Annotated in this window: 24 protein-coding genes; 4 read left to right on the plus strand and 20 right to left on the minus strand. The window is 67.5% G+C overall.

The genetic code is table 11. The annotated features are described in order from the left end of the window. Positions 1-37 precede the first annotated feature (37 nt). The 20 genes from C667_RS02750 to C667_RS02840 all read right to left on the minus strand — a co-directional run bounded on the left by C667_RS02750 (position 38) and on the right by C667_RS02840 (position 11895). Positions 38-322 carry a hypothetical protein gene (locus C667_RS02750; RefSeq protein ID WP_157302134.1) on the minus strand — a complete coding sequence of 95 codons (285 nt, stop codon included), beginning with the start codon at positions 320-322 and terminating at the stop codon, positions 38-40. Between the two features lie 106 nt (positions 323-428). Next, positions 429-866 carry a Mor transcription activator family protein gene (locus tag C667_RS24260; protein WP_004356628.1) on the minus strand — a complete coding sequence of 146 codons (438 nt, stop codon included), beginning with the start codon at positions 864-866 and terminating at the stop codon, positions 429-431. A 1-nt stretch (position 867) separates the two neighbouring features. Next, a complete protein-coding gene (locus C667_RS02760; protein WP_004356630.1) occupies positions 868-1302 on the minus strand; it encodes a regulatory protein GemA in 435 nt (144 codons plus the stop codon). Between the two features lie 2 nt (positions 1303-1304). Next, complete coding sequence (locus C667_RS02765) at positions 1305-1997, minus strand: DUF2786 domain-containing protein (protein WP_004356631.1); 693 nt, start codon at positions 1995-1997, stop codon at positions 1305-1307. After that, positions 1984-2214 (minus strand): hypothetical protein, encoded by a 231-nt coding sequence (locus C667_RS02770; RefSeq protein ID WP_004356632.1) that lies wholly within the window; start codon positions 2212-2214, stop codon positions 1984-1986. Before C667_RS02770 ends, C667_RS02765 begins: the two co-directional genes overlap by 14 nt. 1 nt (position 2215) lies before the next feature. Then, entirely contained in the window at positions 2216-2872 is a 657-nt protein-coding gene (locus C667_RS02775; RefSeq protein WP_004356634.1) for a DUF3164 family protein, read from the minus strand. Continuing rightward, positions 2823-3248 carry a hypothetical protein gene (locus tag C667_RS02780; RefSeq protein ID WP_004356637.1) on the minus strand — a complete coding sequence of 142 codons (426 nt, stop codon included), beginning with the start codon at positions 3246-3248 and terminating at the stop codon, positions 2823-2825. The genes C667_RS02775 and C667_RS02780 overlap by 50 nt, the downstream gene beginning before the upstream one ends. Further along, positions 3241-3738 (minus strand): HI_1489 N-terminal domain-containing protein, encoded by a 498-nt coding sequence (locus tag C667_RS02785; protein WP_004356639.1) that lies wholly within the window; start codon positions 3736-3738, stop codon positions 3241-3243. The genes C667_RS02780 and C667_RS02785 overlap by 8 nt, the downstream gene beginning before the upstream one ends. Continuing rightward, entirely contained in the window at positions 3735-4676 is a 942-nt protein-coding gene (locus C667_RS02790; protein WP_004356640.1) for a hypothetical protein, read from the minus strand. The genes C667_RS02785 and C667_RS02790 overlap by 4 nt, the downstream gene beginning before the upstream one ends. After that, positions 4673-4897, minus strand: coding sequence for a hypothetical protein (locus tag C667_RS02795; RefSeq protein WP_039920630.1), 225 nt, complete (start codon positions 4895-4897; stop codon positions 4673-4675). Before C667_RS02795 ends, C667_RS02790 begins: the two co-directional genes overlap by 4 nt. 2 nt (positions 4898-4899) lie before the next feature. Then, positions 4900-6114, minus strand: coding sequence for an ExeA family protein (locus tag C667_RS02800; protein WP_004356645.1), 1215 nt, complete (start codon positions 6112-6114; stop codon positions 4900-4902). Between the two features lie 14 nt (positions 6115-6128). Beyond that, positions 6129-7853 (minus strand): DDE-type integrase/transposase/recombinase, encoded by a 1725-nt coding sequence (locus C667_RS02805; RefSeq protein WP_004356647.1) that lies wholly within the window; start codon positions 7851-7853, stop codon positions 6129-6131. 26 nt (positions 7854-7879) lie between these two features. After that, positions 7880-8824, minus strand: a complete 945-nt coding sequence (locus C667_RS02810; RefSeq protein WP_004356649.1) for a hypothetical protein — start codon at positions 8822-8824, stop codon at positions 7880-7882. A gap of 26 nt (positions 8825-8850) precedes the next feature. Next, a complete protein-coding gene (locus C667_RS02815; protein ID WP_004356650.1) occupies positions 8851-9168 on the minus strand; it encodes a hypothetical protein in 318 nt (105 codons plus the stop codon). After that, complete coding sequence (locus C667_RS02820) at positions 9165-9494, minus strand: hypothetical protein (RefSeq protein ID WP_004356653.1); 330 nt, start codon at positions 9492-9494, stop codon at positions 9165-9167. The genes C667_RS02815 and C667_RS02820 overlap by 4 nt, the downstream gene beginning before the upstream one ends. Before the next feature lie 2 nt (positions 9495-9496). After that, positions 9497-9958 (minus strand): phage regulatory CII family protein, encoded by a 462-nt coding sequence (locus C667_RS02825; RefSeq protein WP_004356655.1) that lies wholly within the window; start codon positions 9956-9958, stop codon positions 9497-9499. A 108-nt stretch (positions 9959-10066) separates the two neighbouring features. Beyond that, positions 10067-10822, minus strand: a complete 756-nt coding sequence (locus C667_RS25535; RefSeq protein ID WP_169317678.1) for a hypothetical protein — start codon at positions 10820-10822, stop codon at positions 10067-10069. Further along, entirely contained in the window at positions 10761-11153 is a 393-nt protein-coding gene (locus tag C667_RS02830) for a hypothetical protein (protein WP_157302138.1), read from the minus strand. The genes C667_RS25535 and C667_RS02830 overlap by 62 nt, the downstream gene beginning before the upstream one ends. 8 nt (positions 11154-11161) lie before the next feature. Next, a complete protein-coding gene (locus tag C667_RS24265; RefSeq protein WP_004356658.1) occupies positions 11162-11695 on the minus strand; it encodes a Rha family transcriptional regulator in 534 nt (177 codons plus the stop codon). An 8-nt stretch (positions 11696-11703) separates the two neighbouring features. Further along, complete coding sequence (locus C667_RS02840; protein ID WP_004356659.1) at positions 11704-11895, minus strand: DNA-binding protein; 192 nt, start codon at positions 11893-11895, stop codon at positions 11704-11706. A gap of 119 nt (positions 11896-12014) precedes the next feature. Between C667_RS02840 and C667_RS24270 the strand changes: the two genes are divergently transcribed. The 4 genes from C667_RS24270 to C667_RS02860 all read left to right on the plus strand — a co-directional run bounded on the left by C667_RS24270 (position 12015) and on the right by C667_RS02860 (position 14120). After that, positions 12015-12503 (plus strand): helix-turn-helix domain-containing protein, encoded by a 489-nt coding sequence (locus tag C667_RS24270; protein WP_004356661.1) that lies wholly within the window; start codon positions 12015-12017, stop codon positions 12501-12503. Further along, positions 12500-12685, plus strand: a complete 186-nt coding sequence (locus C667_RS02850; RefSeq protein ID WP_004356662.1) for a hypothetical protein — start codon at positions 12500-12502, stop codon at positions 12683-12685. The genes C667_RS24270 and C667_RS02850 overlap by 4 nt, the downstream gene beginning before the upstream one ends. A 2-nt stretch (positions 12686-12687) precedes the next feature. Further along, positions 12688-13737, plus strand: a complete 1050-nt coding sequence (locus tag C667_RS02855) for a PDDEXK family nuclease (RefSeq protein ID WP_039920636.1) — start codon at positions 12688-12690, stop codon at positions 13735-13737. A gap of 167 nt (positions 13738-13904) precedes the next feature. Continuing rightward, positions 13905-14120, plus strand: coding sequence for a hypothetical protein (locus tag C667_RS02860; protein WP_004356664.1), 216 nt, complete (start codon positions 13905-13907; stop codon positions 14118-14120). Positions 14121-14150: the final 30 nt, after the last annotated feature.

Genomic DNA, 14150 nt, shown 5'->3' on the forward strand with positions numbered 1-14150 from the left:
GTGTCCGCGCGGGGATGGGGGCGCTAAATGAAGCGCTTCATTGCTTTCCGGCCGGCAGCGGGTACCGGCCGAAGTGCATGCGCACATACAGCGCGCACACCAGGGTGCCCAGGGCGAGCACCGACTCAGTGTACGCGTTTTGCGGGGTCACCCCGAGCGCGCGGCCGAGCTCGGCCAGCGTGCAGTGGGCGTCCAGGTGCTTCGACAGGATCACCCCGATGCGGTAGCGGGTGCTCCAGTTGGCGGGCGCCCCGGGGCGCAGGCGAGCGAACAGCGACAGCAGTTCGGTGAGGTCGGGCGCATCGGCCGCGTTCGATTTCACCGCGGCCACCCCTGCGCCTTTTTATAAAAGCCCCTGGCGCCACGAACGCCCTCGCGCGCAGGCATCCGGGGCGGCAGCGCCCCGCAAACGGCACGGCGGGCCGATTTCACGATCTGCCCTCGGCAACGCCGCCTGCGTCCAGCCCGGGCAGTTTGCCCTGCCGGCGCTCGAACTCCTCCCGACCGCGGCGCTCGACGATGGAGTACACGTGGCGCTCGGTCACCCCGAAGGCCTGCGCCAGGGCGCGGTGGTTGTGCCCGGTGAAGCGCGCCAGGATCTGGCGGTCGCGCAGGCTCAGCTCGTAGCCCTGGCCCTTGGCCAGATAGAACTGGCTGCCGCCGAGCTCGGCGCGCAGCCCTTCGGCCAGCTCGAGCGCGAGGTGAGCATGCGCCGTGGCCTCACCAGGCAGGCGGTCGCGCAGCGACAGGTACAGGCACTCGGCGATGCGCGCCCAGTTCTCCGGGTAGGCCGGGTCCAGCAGCGCAGCGAGCGGGGCCAGCTCGTCGACCGTGGCGCGGGCCAGGCGACTCGGCTCGGCGCTCATGTCAGCGGGCCTCCCATTGCTTGAGGGACTCGATCAGGGTGTGCTCCTGTGCCGGGGTGAGCCATTCCAGGCGTTGCACCTGGTTGTCGGTCTGCCCGGCGATCCAGCCCAGCAGGCCCGCCATGCGGCGGTTGCGCACCTTGCCCTGGTCGGCCAGCGTCTGCCACAGCGCCCACATCTTCTTTTGCCGGGGCGAAAGCGGCTTTTGACGCGCACCGCCCGCCCGCGGCCAGCCCGAATCGTGGAAGTGCTCGACGACGGCGTGCAGCTCGGCCGCGCTGCAGTCCTTGCTGCTGGTCTTGCCGGCGGCAAAGCGCGCCAGCGTAAGGCGGTAGGTGTCGTCATCCAGGCCCAGGTCGCGCTTGGCCGTGTGGATCTGGCGGATCAGCTGGGCGTGCTGCGCCGCCCGGGCGGCAGTCAGGGTTGCCGAAACCATGATCAACCCTCCAGCATGAGATTGGAGGTGGTCGCTACGCCTGCATGCAACCGGGCTCCACGCCCGGACAGGCGCCCCGCGACCAACGCAGCTTCGTCCTTTGCCGACAAGTTCCGACCGGCGTTCCGGTCAGCCACATCCAGCTCGCCAAGACTGGGGTGGTGCAGTTGCATGTGCGCGTCGATAGCGCTCTTTGCGCCCTCCGGAGGCGTTGGTGCGGCGACATTGGCACACGCCGCATACACCCAGCTCTCGCTGAATAGGTCGGCGCGGCGAGTCTTGTTCGACTTCTTGATCCGCTTGAGTGTCGTCGCGATGAACTCGCCTCGCGCCTTGAGCGCCTGACGCAACAGGACCTCGAACGAATAGGCGGCGATCTCGTTGGCGGGGGCTACGCCAACGAAGAGCCAGTGCGCAACGTCCCAGCAAGACCTGATGAAGATGAGTTTGCAGCCAAAGGCGCGAGCAACTCGCCCGGCAAGATCACTCTCCCACTTCGCGGGTCGAGCGACTGCGCCGCTCTTCGCCTTCGATTCACCGACGCCGGCAGCGAGCATCTCAACGCTGCTGACCTGATGCATCTCCATCAGCTTCTGCGCTTGCCGTAGTGCAGCCGCTGCCTCGTGCTCACTGCCGGACTTGGCCAGATCCATGCACTTGCGAATCTTGGCGAGGATGTCGTCACGTTTGTCCATACTTCACCTCCAATTCGATAGGCATGATGTGGAAATGGGTGGTGTCGCCGCCGCGGGCGATCTGTGTTGCGCGGTGCGTGCCCGGCGGCCACAGCTTGTCCATCAGGCGCTCGACGGCGACCTGCGGGCTGTTCGTGCTGCTTGCCCGCGTTTTCCCAATGCGGCAGTTGTACGCGTTGTAGCGATGGCGTACCGCCACTTCGATCGGGTAGGTCATGTCACACCGCCGCCAGGTCGAGCGCGATCGCGCGGTACTGGTCCGAGTCGCCGATGCGCTGGTACACGCGCACATAGGTGGCTGTGCCGGTGCTCTGGATGCTGTCGCGGATGGCCTCCATGGCGCGTTGCCATTCGGCGTCGTCGATCTCGAGGCGCAGCAGCTCGAGCACCGCGGTGGTCTTGATCTGGCCCTTGGTGTCGGTGCGGAAGGCGCGATCGACCAGGGCGCGGATGTGCGGGTTCGCGCCTTCGCTCCAGCGCTCGATGCAGCCGTTGATGAGCACCTTGGCGGCTTCGAGCTCTTCGGTGAAGGCGATGCGCTCGGCCACCTGGCGCACCACCTTGTACTGGCCATCGTAGGTGCTGATCTGCACGTTGCCTTTCTTGCCGCCGAGGTTCACCTCGTACTTTTCGCCGGCGATGCGCACCAGGTCGGCCACGTCGCCCAGGGCGCGGGCCTTGAATTCGCGCAGGCGCTGGTTGAGGGCGACCGCCTCGACGGCGATCTCGCGCGCGACCTGGTCGCGCAGCAGGTCCTGTTCGCGCACCTGGTCGATCGGCACCAGGTGGTTGGCGGCGTTGCGCATGTAGCCGGCGGGGGCGTCGTCATGCGCCGAGGTTGCGCGGGTGGCGCTGGGGGTGTTCGGGGTGGTCATGGTCGTGTCCTGTCATGCGGGTGGAAAGCTGTTGCATCAGTGCGGCAAGGCGGGCGCGGTTGGCGGCGCGCTCTTCGGCCGTCATCGGCGGGGGCGGCAGCGCGGTGGGCGGTGCGCGGATGGGCAGCGCATCGAGCAGCTGGCGCGGCGCCGGCCAGGTGGTGCATTGCGCGTACAGCGTGCGGAAGGCGGCCTGCAGGCGGGGCGCGTCCTGCGCTTCGGCCCAGCTCGCGGCCCGCACGGCCAGCGCCGCCAGCCAGATGTCGAGGGTGAGCGTGACCGCGTCCTCGCCCGGTGCACCGGGCAGGCGCAGGGCGACCAGGCCCTGCAGGCCGCGGGCCACCTCGCGCTCGATCCAGCGGGCGATCTCAGCCACGGGCGCGGTCCTCCAGGGCGGCGATGGCGCCCAGGGTGCGCGAGGGCTGCGCGGGGCGCGCCGTGGGCAGGTTGGCGGCCCCCTGGGTGGGCTGAGGCGCCGCGGCCACGGTGGCCGGGCGCCAGCCGCTGATCACCTCGTACAGCCAGCCATGGGAGGTGAGCGGAAGCTTGAGGCGACCCGCGTCGCGCGCCTCGAGCGCCTGGCCGATGGCCCAGATCCAGGCCTCGGGCGGCGCTGGCCAGGTGGCGCCGGCACGCTCGATGCGCTGGGCCTGCAGGTCGGGCACGATCTCGCGCAGCAGCTTGGCGACGCGGTCCAGGCTCAGCTCACGCCGCGCCGGCCGGAACAGGCCGATGTAGCGCGTGACCGCCGCACCCAGCGCCCCCGAGAGCTGGAAGACCAGGGCGAGCGCCTCGCGCGCGCCCTCGTGCGACATCAGCGCGTCCAGGCTCATCACGGCGCCGCAGTTGGGGCAGCGGGTTTTCATGCGGCAACCTCGCTGGCCCGCACGCGGCCCAGGCCGTCGAGCAGGCGGGCCAGGCGGGCCACGTCGGCGGGCGCGATCTGCAGCAGGTCGTCGCCGTCGTAGATCGACAGGCCACCGTCGTCCCACAAGGCAAAGTGGATCTGCACACGCGGCGCCTCGGCCACCTGGGCCGCGGCGGCACCGATATCGATGTCGTCGGCGGGCTCCATGCCGCCGAGGGCATCGGCGATGGCGGCCAGGCCGGCGACGACGTTGGCTGCCGGCACGGCGGGCGGTGTCGTGGCGGCAGGCACCTCGACCCTTTCGGCGGGGACGACGGATTCGTCGATCGCTGCTGCTGGGTCGTACAAACGGTTCGCGCGCTCGCCGGCCAGGCAGCCCCGGGCTACGCGCAGGCCGCCCAGCATCTCCTCGACCAGATAGCCCACCCCTTGGGAGCTCAGACCCAGCTCACGCGCCACCTCGGCGTAGGTGAGCCCTTGCGCGATCGGGCGGCCGCGAACGAGCTCGGCGATGCGGTCGCGACGGTCTTTTCCGGAGGTGCGGCGGCAGGGCTTGTTGCTCATGATGTTCTCCTCGATTGCGCGCCGGGCGGCCGGCGACTGTGGGAAGCGGCGCGGGGTTTCGGTGCGATGCACCGCGAAGCCGCCGCGGACGTTGAGGTCTCGCCAGCTGTGGTGTGCGACGGGCAGCCCGGTCGGCCAGATGGCCAGCCAGGGGGCCGGATCGGCGCCGCGCTGGATGTGCGCGGTATTGATGGCGCATCCGCGCCGCAACTGCTCGAGCGCCGCCCAGAAGTGCCGTTCGTCGCCGCCGAGCTGGGCGGCGATGTCGGCCGCCCGGGCCGGGCGCTTGCTGTTGTTGGGCGCGATCGCGGCGAGGATGCGGTCGGCGAGTGCGGCGGCGGCGGCCGGCGCGGCGGATGCGAGCGAGGTCATGGCCCGAGCGCCTCCCCCAGCTGCACGGTCAGCGCCAGCGCGGCAGCCTCGCTCAGGCGCAGGTGGCCGATGCGGCGCGGAGTGCTGCAGCCGCTGACCAGTTGCACTACCAGGCTGATGTCGCCGTTGTCGAGCTCGCCGGCGGTGACGGCGACGCGGGCGCCGCGGGCGCCGCGGTCGGCGATGTTGAGCGCGGTCTCGATCTCATGCTGGGTCGCCATGGTCAGCACCCCGCGATCACGTCGGCGGTCACGCGCGGCATGGCCACCGCGGCTGCGGCGTTCATGGCGCGCACCACCAGGTTGTTGCACAACAGCGGGTAGCAGATGCTGCGCGCCTCGGCCGGGCTGCCGCCACGCGGGCGGTGCACCAGGCGCACGCGGATGGCGTCGATCGCGGCCTCGTCGAGCACGCTGTCGATCGGCGTGCCGACGCGGGCGAACTTGTGCGCCAGGTAGGGGCGCAGATCGTCGTCGAGCGGCAGCATTTCGCGACGCTCGCAGCGCTGCACGATCTCGCGCACGTCGCCGAGCTTGTCGCTGAGCGTGTTGTCGAGCTCGGGCTGGCCGATCAGCACCACGCCGAGCAGGCGGCGCAGGCCGACCTTGAGCTCCATGTAGCCCTTGAGGGCGCGCAGCGTGCTCACCGGCAGGCGGTGCGCCTCTTCGATCACCAGCAGGTTGTTGTAGCCGGCCTGCTGGCTGGCGGCGAGCAGGTCGCGCACGCGCTTGCTGCGCGCCTGGGTCGAGCTCGGGATGCTGCCCGAGGGGTCGAACTCGCGGATGATGGCCTCGGACACCTGCCCGGCCCACATCGGTTTGCCGCTGCGCTCGGTCTTTTCCATCTCCATCACGTAGGGCTTGATCACCACCACCGGGCGGTTCTCGATGCGGATGCGCTCCTCGAGCTCTTCGCGCAGGGTGGTCTTGCCGCTGCCCGATTCGCCCACGAGGGCCAGAAAGCCCTGGTTGAGCGCGCAGTCCATCAGCGCGGCACGGGTGCGGCGGGTGGCGGCGCTGGCGAAGACGTCGTCGAGCGCGCGCACGTCATCCACGAAGGGGCTGCGCGGCAGGCCGAAGTGCGCGCATGCATCCGGGGTCAGGTGTTTGTTGCGAAGTAACATTTGCTCGTCCTCGTCGTGCGGATCAGGTGAGTCGGTGGGTTCGGGGTGTTCCAGGGCCTCGGCCGCGCCGGCGGCGCCACCCTTGCGCGACCGGGGCCCGTGTTCGAATGCGCTTTCCACTTGCGCCGGCGTGGCGCCCGCGGCGGCAAGCGCCTGCTCGATGGCGGTGCGCAGCGCGCGGCGGCGGGCGCTGTTGCGCGGCCACATTCCGTGGTTGGCCAGTTGCGCCACGGTGGCCGGGCTGACTTCGGCGGCGCGCGCCAGCTCGCTCTGGTTGGTGCCCAATTGCAGCAGCAGCAGTTTCAGGTTCAGCACAGGATCTCCAGGGTTCATTGCCCACCCACCACGCGCAGACCGCGGCGCACGGTGAGCCGGTGCTTCAGTTGCTCGATGTCGGTTTCGGGCACGCCGTCCGGGTACCACTCGGCGATGCGGGCGTGGGTGTCGGCGGTGGGCGTGACCCCCATGCGGCTCAGTGCTTGCAATGCCTGGAATGCGGTCAGGCGCACAATCGGCACGACACTGGCCGTGCGCACCTGGGGCACCAGCTCGGTACCGCGGCGCGGCAGCAGCACCACGTCCGGCACGTCATCCAGGTGCTTGTACGGGTCCAGCGTGCCGCCAAAGGGCGTTTGCTTGGCGCGGCGCGCAGCCTTGGCCTCGGCCTCGCTGGCCGCACCAGTGGCCAGCGCCTCCACGCGCTTGCGCCCGGCATCGGCCGCGGTGCTCGGCATGGCCTTGTATTCGTGCCTGATGTGGGCGGCATCCGCGAAAAAGCCGTTATCGTCACGCTCAACCTTCGGGATCTCGATCAGCACTTCCTGGCCGTCCTCGCGGTCGACCACAAACGCCGCCTCCGGCCGCAGCGGGTTCCAGGTGATGTCGAGCCTCTCGCCCACCATCACATTGGGCACGTCGCGCACCGACCACAGCGCGCCATCGAACTGCACCTGCAGGAACTGATTCACCGCGCGGGTTTCGGGCTCACTGGACAGCAGCTGGCGCGCCAGCGACACGTCGACCACGCGCAAGACATCCGCGCGGATCTCCATCCACTTCGCCCAGCGCGTGACCTCGGTGCGCGAATGCACTCGGGTACTGTTGAACCAGCGCATCCAGCGCATGGCCTGCTCGTTGATCCACGCAATGCTCGGCACGTGGGTGAGCTTGAAGCCACTCTCGAAGTCGCATTCGACGATGTTCTGTGCGCCTTCCACCTGCCCCTTGGCGCGCGGGTTGCCCACGGCGTTGATGATCTGCTCGATCTGCAACGCCCGCAGCAGGCGCCGGAAGGCGGGGGTGATGCCCACCCCGGGGTCCATCATCAGCGCCAGCGGCGCACCGTACATCTGGTGGCCGGGGCGCTCGGCCATCGCCGCCAGCAGCGCCTCGGCCATGCTGGCGATGCTCTCGCCGCCCGCCACGTAGTGCACAAAAATGCTGCCCGAGCAATGGTCGGTGATCACCCACCGGGTCAGGCGCTGGCGCTTGATCTTCTCGAAGTTGCCCGGCTTGTTTTTGTAGAACTCCGCCGGGCTCATGTCGGCCACGCCCCCTTCGGGCACGTAGAACAGCGTGCTGATCGAGGCGTCGATCTGCCACACCTCGTTCGGGTGCTCGGTACGCATCGGCGTGGCCGGCGCCGGCCGGCGCAACTGCTCGGGATGCAGCCGGTAGCGGCGCAGCGCGCGTGCCACGGCCGAGGCCGACAGCGGGCTGAGCACACCGTCCGCGTCCACCACCTCGGCCCGCACGCGGCCATCACCGCGGACGATCTCCAGCACCTTGGGCAGGCTCAAAATCTTCTTGTCGTTGGCGCGGTAGCCCTCCATCATCACCGCGCTGATGATCTCGGCTTCTTTCAGTGTCAGCGTGCACTGGCCCGCATCCACACGGCGCTTGCGTTCGGGTTGCACGACCACCTCCTTGAGTTTGCGGTGCAGGGTCGCCTTGGACATGCGCAGGCGGCGGCAGGCGTCATCCATCACCGCCCCCTTGCCGCCATAGCCGGCCCGCTGCAGGCGGGCCTGCAGGTCGAGCAGGGCTTCGATCATTGCGGGTCCCATGGCGCGCCCCTTGTCTACTCAGCCTCGGGGGCTGCCGTGTTGCCCGGCCAGCTCATCCACTCGGGGGTGCCGTCGCCTTCGATGTCGCGCAGGTTGAAGGCCTCGCGCAGCTCATTGAGCGCGCGCTGCAGCTCGCCCACATGACCTGCCATCAGGTGCCGGCAATCGCCGCCGCCATGCTCCACATAGTGCTGGGCCAGCGCCGTGAAAGCCGAATTCACCGAGGTGCGCAGCTTGTTCAGTGTCTCGGTCACCATTCCGGCGGTTTCCTTCGCCAGCTCGGCCAGCACCGCGTCGGGCGGCTGCCGCCTGATGCGCACGCCCGCCTCGCGCAGGCGCTCGATCTCGACGGTCTTCTCGGCGGAGATTTCTTCGGTGGCCTTGAGCTCGTGGCGCAGTTCGCGCAGCTTGGCGCGCAGTTCCTTGACCGACATCGCGGCCACATCGTCGAGCGTGAGTTCGCCGGTCTGGCCGGTGAGCTCGAGTTCCTCGACCTGGCTGTCATCGAGCACCAAGAGTTCAAACAGCTTTGTCTGGCTGCCGGCCGCTTTCAAAAGCGGCGTTGACGCCGCATTTGAGAATTTCCGCGCGGACGACATGAACCGCTGCGCGACCCTCGCGTCAATGCCAAGTACGTCCAGCCGCGCGGCAAACTGCCCGTGATCGCAGGCCTCTTTCAGGACCACGAGCCCGCGCCCCACTTCCAGGCAAGCTTCGACCGAGCGCCGCATGTTGGCGCTGATGTCGCGCTGGATCAGGTCCGGGTCGGTGCAGTCGGCGGGCAGTTGGTAGCCCACCTGCAGCGCTACGGCACGGACATGCTGTTCGGCCTCGACGTTGCGCACGGCGAGCTCGCGCACTTGCTCTCGCATCACTGCGAGCCCGTTGCTTGCCGATTCCGATTCATCCTCGACGTCGACAATGTCGGGCACGGCGAGGGGTTTGCGTCCTGCGGTCATTTTTTCTGGCTCCCTGGATAGGTGATTCAGTAATCGCTGTTGCGGTGAATGGCAGCCTTGGCTTCGGCCAGGCGGGTCTCGGCGCGGCCGATGGCGGCATAGACCTTCACGGCCTGCTGCGGCAGGCGGGCGGTGAGGCGCCACAGGCCGGTGTCCTCGTCCTTCTCGGCGACGCCGGCGGTGCGCAGGTTGTCGAGATCGCGCGTCATCACGCCGGGCGAGCAGCCCACGGCCTTGGCCAGGGCGCCGGCGGCGTAGCCGTTGACCACGTCGCCGAAGAGCACCACGAGCAGGCGCAGCAGGCGCTGCTGCGCGGCGTTGGTGTAGTCGGTGTTGCGGCTCATGCGTCCCTCCGCGCGGCGGGGCTGTCGAAGAGGTGGCGCTCGCGCAGCACGTCCTGCAGGGCCTGCAGGGCGGCCTGGGTGGTGTCGCGCAGATCGATCACCTTCCCGAGCGCGTCAGCCACGCCGGCGGCGTCGAGCACGGCCTCGAGCGTCCAGCTGGTGGTGTTGACCATGGTCTGCTGGGCGCCGACCAGGTGGTGAGCGGTAAGCCAGTCGATGCGCCCGGCGCGCAGCAGGTCGGCGGCGATGCGGGCGTCCTGGAGGCAGGTCTGCATGCGCAGACGGGCCTGGTCGACAACGAGGTCGGCGGGGATGAAGGTGCTCATGGTCAGAACTCCAGTTCGGGTTGGTCGGCCTTCTCGACGTTGGCGCGGTGCCAGGCGAGCGATTCAAGGCCGGTGGTGAGCCGCCCCAGGGTGCTGTCGCGGTCGAGCGAGCCGCGCAGGTAGTCGAGCAGCGCGCCGATGGCGTCATTGACGGTGGCCTGCAGGGCATGCACGTCCTCGGCGCTGGCGGTGCGCCCGGTGGGGATGGCGACCACCACCGCGCCCTCGCGGCTGGCGAGGTAGCGCACCACGTGGACGGCGCCTGTGAGGTGCTGCCAGGCGATGAGCGCGCGCACCGGCATCGTGTCGGTCTCGATCCACTTGTAGAGGGTGGCGGGCGTCGTACCGAGCAGCTCGGCCAGGCGCTCGACGTTGAGGCGGCGGTGCTTGAGCGCACTCAGCTTGTCCGCTTCGAACGCGGCGCGCAGCGAGCTGGGGACGGGGGAAGAATGGCGGCGGGTCATTGGAAGGGCTCGATCGGGGGCGGGTCGAAACAAACAGGGGCTTGGAAGGGCTGAAACGCGGCTACGGCCGCCTAGAATTCGCCCATCGGTCACGACGGGAGAACACGGTCATGGATATGCAATACCGCTGCCCTTTCTGTGGGCATGAGTTCCGGGTGCGGGTGCCGGGGGCACGGCCTGGAGCGGCAGCAGACGGATCGCGCGATTTGCCCCGGCGCGGCTGCCCGACGTGCGGGCGGGCAACGGCGCCGGCCGCGTGGCTGGATGCGCGGCTCGAATGCCCGGATGGGTACTGGCACGCCTTCTTCGAGCGATGGCCCCGGTGTCGGGTGGCGCCGATCTGCTCGGCTCACGACGCCTACGCAAAGGACTGTGAGCGCGGGGTGCTGATGCCGAAGTGCCTGGCGTCCATCCATCTGGAAACACAAACACTGCTGGCGGCGCTTCCGCCGGCTGCACAAAGACCAGCGCCCCCACCTGGGCAAAAGGCACGCGGTAGCGGCGGCCCTCGAATGTGATCGCGAGATCGGCACCCACGCGCCGCTGCTGGGGGACGAGCACGGCGCCACGGAGGGCAACCAGGTGGCCCGGCGTGCCGCCGACGGGATAGCGCTTGCCCTGCACCTGCACGGTGAGATCGGCGGCGATCCTGCGTTGCTGGCCTTCCCAGCCGGCGGGGAGATCGGGAATGAATACGGTGAGCATTTTTTCTGCCTTGAAAATCATTTGCCCGTCGTAGAATCGAGGGCGCGATGAAGAAAGGGAGCCACGGATGGACGGGTCATAGATCGGCGGCTTGCTGCTACACGAGCGCGACCGCCAGAAAGCGGCGACCATCCACATCGAGTTCACGGAAAAGCTCATCGAAGCGCAGGCCCAGCTTTTGCAGGTGCTCGGTGCCGTCGCCGAGCAGCAGCGGCAGGTTCCCGTCCTTGAGCAGCGCATACGCGAGCTGGAGGCTGGCCGTGCCGAGAAAGAGCGTTATGAGCTGGCCGTACTGGGCGTCGGCGGGGAGTTCTTTGCGTATCGCCTGCGTCGCGCCGGAGAACTGCTGGAGCGCGCCGACGAGGTGCCCCACTTCGTCTGCCAGCCGTGCTTCGAGACGGGCAACAAGGTCGTGCTGTGCGGCAACGGGGACGGCTACTGGTGGTGCCCCGTGTGCAGGCATGGCGGGGGAAGCTGAATGGGTGGTCATGGCGGGCCTCATGCGGCGAGCAAGCCGAGCCGGCGGGCGGCGCGGCGGTGGTAGGTGATGGCGGCGGGCGACTTGCCCAGGGGCGCGGCGATGTCGGCGCGGGAGTAGCCGGCCTCGGTGCACTCGACCACCGGGCGCAACATCGGACGCACTTGGTCGAGCGCGGCAGCGAAACGCTCGGTCTTGGCGCGCAGCTCGGCCTCAATGGCGTTGAAGGCCTGGAGGAAGGCGATCTGCCAGGCCATCGCCTCGGCGCCGGTGAAGCGCATGGCGAGGAAGGCGAAGCCGTCGTGCGTGAGGCGGTATTCGGGTTGAGGTTTGTTCTGCTCGTTGAGGTAGGAGGACGGCGCAAAATTGCGCCGTCCGAACTCCGGATCGGGCAGCGCGGCAAGCAGGTTATTGATGGCCTTGAGCACATCCTTGTGCTGCTTGCCGAAGCGCTCGGCTACGGCGCGGGACGTGGTGAAGGGCTGGCCGTCGGTCGAGAGGAACAGCACCTCGCGGGCGGCGAGCGGGTTGGGCAGGTGGAGGGCGAGTTGCATGGCGGGCCTCATGCGGCGAGCAGTTCGGACTGCTTGATGCCGGCACGCACAAGGATTTCGTGCGCGCGGCCGAAGTTGCCCTTCTCGACGCCGTTCAGCGCCCGATAGACGGCCTCGGGCGGAAAGCCGTTTTCTTCCGCCCACTGGCGGATGGTTTTGCCCTGCCGGCGCAGCAGGGCCTTGAATTGCGCGGTGGTCATGATTGGCCTCGTGAGTGTGTTGAGGGGGGCAGCGTCCGGGATGCTTGGCGGCGAATTCGGCGCTGTTTGTGTGCTTATATTGTTGCACGAACGTGCAATGTGTCAACAGGAGAAACTGCATGAACATGCAATTTCATGAGCGCCTAGCTGAAGAGCGTGAAAGGCTGGGCTTGACGCAAGAGGAAATGGCGAAGGCCGGCGGCGTCGCGAAGCGGACCTACTGCAACTATGAAAACGGCGACAGGGAGCCCCCGTCGTCATTTTTGGGGAGGCTCAAAGAGGTCGGAGTCGACGTCGGATATCTACTGCTGGGGGTCCGCCAGTTCGATTCTTTGGGTATCGACGCCAGCGAAGAGCGCCTCTTGAGCCTCTACCGATCCCTCTCCGCGGAGGACAAGTTGGCACTTGAGGCCGTGGCGCTCATGTACTCGCAGCCCGATCTGGCTTCTGTCCTTGTGGAAGGCGCGAAGAAGATTGAGGCCCAACTTGGCGCGCTCAAGCCGTCGAACCAAGTCATCAATGCCCCAGTGACAAACGTCGCCGGCCGGGACGTGAAGCACGTAACGCTGGGCAAGGTGAAGCAGGGAAAGAACGGAAAGATCGGATGAATCAGGAGTTCAACGGCGCTGTGGGGCTGGCCGCCGGGCGCGACGTGATCGTGCTGCAGGTGCCCGGGCAACTGAGCGAAGACGAGTGTGAGCTGGTGCGCGCCTACCGCGCCGCACCGGACGAGGGGCGCCAGATGCTGCGCCAGGTGGCGCGGGCGATGGTCGAGGCGCATCGGAGGTAGCGATGCATTCGACCACTGCGTCGGCAGCCTGCTTAATGCCTGGGCAATGGGAACGGCTGCTGTTGGAGACGGCGGATTTCCCGCGGCGGCTGAGTGTCAGCTATGCGTCCGACTTACGTCATCTCATACAAAGGCGCCTCGAGCACGAGCTGGCCTTGATGGGGCATCAGGTACGACCGGCACCGTCTAGGCTGCTACGCAAGAACGCGACGATATTCAGTTTCGCGCCGTTCACTGACCCGAACGGGAATGTGCATGACGCGGAGTTTTGCTTTCGCTACGGGACCGACGATTACTCGTTCAGCTCGCTGAACTACCGCTACGACTATGGATCGTGCAGGCATCCGGCGCGGTTCGTCGCCGTCCCACCGCTGTTGCTTGGCAATTTCGGTCTTGTCATTTCAAGTGCAACATCCCCTTCGATTGTTCACCCACCGCCGGAGATCACCCTGGCAGGAATAGCCGAGGTCAAAAGCGGTGCGACGGGCCGTGTCATCGTTTGGCTCGGCGCCCGCTACAACGCGCAGCGCTGCTGTTCCTGGGTCGTTTCCGAACTAGAGGGGATTGAACTTGACGATCCGATAGCAGGCCCAGACAAGCCGCTCACGTATGTCTACGCGAGCGAATTTTCCCGGCAGTTTGCAGGCGCGCGCCATGCCCTCTCCGAGGAAGACGAGCGGGAATTACGCCAGCGGATGGGGTATCCAGAAAAGGGCAAGCCGATCCGAGAGCAGATCCTCTACGAATCGGTGTGCGCGATATTTGGGGGTGCTAACGTGACTCGCCGTTATCGAGGACGCGAGTTGCTGGGACTCGAGATCGACGTATGGGTGCCCGCTTTGCAACTGGGCTTCGAGTACCAGGGGCAACAACACGATGACCGGCTGCCTCACTGGCAAACAGAGGACGACTTCAACAACCAGAAGCATCGAGACGCAAGGAAGGTGGCGCTGGCAAGGCGACTCGGCATCAGGCTGCTTCACGTCGGACCGCGTGATGAACTCCACCGCGAAGCGATTTTGATCAAACTGAGGCGCCTCGGCCTGATATAGGACGATCTCAGATAAGGTTGACGCATCGCTTTACGCCGCGCGGCCAGTAGCCCGGCAAGAGTATTCCTTGGTGACGTGTTCGAAGCTGTTACGGCGGACCGAATCTGCGTAACCTCCCGTACGAAGACCGCCAGCTGTCCGAGCTGACGCGCAAGGCGATTGAAAAAATGGACTCCCGCAGCCTCGCCATCACCATCCTTGGAATCGCCGTCGTGGCCGGTTGCGTAGCGATCGGCAAGACATGGATTTCCGAACGCCAGGAGGCGAAGAAAGTCGATCAGACCGTCGAGCTTTCGAGGCAGGAGACCGAGCGGCTCAGGATCTTTTCGCAGGCTGTTCGGCGGCAGCCAGCCCTTGTCGAGCAAGAACTGACGCCCGACTGAAGCGTCTCGGTGTTGAACGAGAGTTGGTGG

Source organism: Thauera phenylacetica B4P, assembly GCF_000310225.1.
Lineage (GTDB): Bacteria > Pseudomonadota > Gammaproteobacteria > Burkholderiales > Rhodocyclaceae > Thauera > Thauera phenylacetica.